Consider the following 1,721-nt stretch of genomic DNA (forward strand, 5'->3'; position numbering starts at 1 on the left):
GGCCGTCGTGCACCACCCGCCCGTCGCGGACGATCACCAGGGACGCGGGCCCGGCCTCGAACCACGGCTCGTAGAACGGCTCGTTGAGCGTGCCGGGGGCGTAGTGCCCGCCGCCGAACTCCGGCGGGCCGGAGTACTGCAGGTGGGCCAGCACCAGGTCGCCGAAGTCGTCCTTGACGACGACGTACGTGTCGCCGGTGGCGGGCATGCGCTCGGTCTCCGGCAGGTGCACGATCAGCAAGTCGCCAGCCTGGGCGGGGTACCAGGCCGCCTCACGCAGCGCCTGGTCCCCGGCCATGAGCGCGCCGATCTCTCCGCCGATGTCGCGGCGGCGCTTCGACTGCTCGGCCTGCTGCAGCGGACTCGCCGGCGGCGCCGCGGCCGCGGGCTGCCCGGCGCCGTACAGCCGGGTGTGGATGTGCTCGGCCGCCCCCTCGACGGTGCCGCGCCACATGTGCACGGCCTCGTCGTCGTCCGGGTCGGCGACGTCCTCGAAGATGGCGACACGCTGAGCCATGGGCGGCACGTCGGGCAGCAGCTCCCGCAGCGCGCGCTCGATGATGCCCAGGCGGGGGTCACGGGCGAGGGACAGAGCGGGGTCAGGACGGGACATGCGCGGCCGCCTCCTCCACGTACATGACGGTGGCCAGGGCGTGGTGCGTGGGCGCCTCGGGCGTCGGTCCGGCGAGGATGAAGTGCAGGCCCTCCTCGGCGAGCTGGCCGTAGCGGTACGCGGCGGTGCCCAGCCGGGCGTCGACGAGCTGCTGTGCCTGGTGCTGCTGCTCGGCCACGGCCTCGGTGTAGGGGATCTGGTCGTTGATGCGGTGGGCGAGCTGCTGGTGCTCCATGACCGCGGCGAGTTCGTAGCGCGCGTGTTCCAGCTCGCCCAGCCGCGGCCAGTTGGTCAGCCCGTTGATCTCCAGCGGCCCCGGCACGCACTGTCCCTCGGGGGTGGAGGTGAACACGACGTGCTGCGGGCGGCTGCCGCCGTGCGCGGCGTTCGCGGCCCAGGCGCAGCCGGTCGCGAACAGCAGCGCGGCCGCTTGGTGGTGCGCGCGCAGCGTGTCGACCTGGTGCTGGTAGAACGCGGCCAGCTCGCCCACGGCGGTCTCGTGCGGAGCGAACGGCTGCACGACCTCACCCGGCTGCCCGACGCGCAGGTGGCCCGCGCTGCCGGGGTGCGGGGCGCGCAGGTCCGGGGAGACCTGCGCGGCCGCCAGCTCGGCGTTGTGCAGCGCGAGCTGGTATTCCTGGGCCGCGGTGCCGAGCGCGCGCACGGACGCCGTGAGCGGCGCGTACCACGCTTGCCGTCGAGGCGGGGTCGAGGTGGATGTGTCGTCGGTCATGGGTCCTGCTTCCTGTTGGTGGTGATCCCGGGCGAGCGGGACGGAGTCGCCACACCCGCCCGCCCGGGCGTTCATGGGCGGGGCTCGGGACTGTCCGGCTCCGCGGCAGGGCCTCGGCGGCGTACGGCGTGCCGGCACCAGCGGACGAGGCCGACGGCGAGCTGCATGACGCCTGCGCCGAGGACGCCCAGGAAGAGGACGCCCAGGGCAAGGAGGAGCTGGTATCGCACGGGCAGCGCGGTGATCACCTGTGCCAGCAGGTCAAGGGCGTCGAACAGCTCGCGCACGGCGGTCACTTCCTGTGCGTGGGGTGGTGGTCGGGAGCGGCAGCCCGCCGCGGGCGGCGGGGCGTACGGACGACGATCACCACAGCGA

At 74.0% G+C, this 1,721-nt stretch carries 2 protein-coding genes and 1 pseudogene; 1 reads left to right on the plus strand and 2 read right to left on the minus strand.

What is annotated here, in order from left to right; translation table 11 throughout:
- Both H5J30_RS31390 and H5J30_RS31395 read right to left on the minus strand, forming a co-directional pair.
- A pseudogene (locus H5J30_RS31390) lies at window positions 1-613 on the minus strand (hypothetical protein); the annotation flags it as partial.
- Complete coding sequence (locus tag H5J30_RS31395) at window positions 600-1,346, minus strand: hypothetical protein (protein WP_181790945.1); 747 nt, start codon at window positions 1,344-1,346, stop codon at window positions 600-602. The gene H5J30_RS31395 and the pseudogene H5J30_RS31390, both read right to left, overlap by 14 nt.
- A gap of 128 nt (window positions 1,347-1,474) precedes the next feature.
- Between H5J30_RS31395 and H5J30_RS36105 the strand changes: the two genes are divergently transcribed.
- A partial coding sequence (locus tag H5J30_RS36105) for a hypothetical protein (RefSeq protein ID WP_220189543.1) occupies window positions 1,475-1,721 on the plus strand: 247 nt, incomplete at its 3' end.

The organism is Streptomyces phytophilus (assembly GCF_013870535.1).
GTDB classification, from domain to species: domain Bacteria; phylum Actinomycetota; class Actinomycetes; order Streptomycetales; family Streptomycetaceae; genus Streptomyces; species Streptomyces phytophilus.

What these genes read in the sequence shown, in the direction of transcription:
- H5J30_RS31395 (WP_181790945.1), bottom strand. Translation starts at nt 1,346, where the DNA reads ATGACCGACGACACATCCACCTCGACCCCGCCTCGACGGCAAGCGTGG.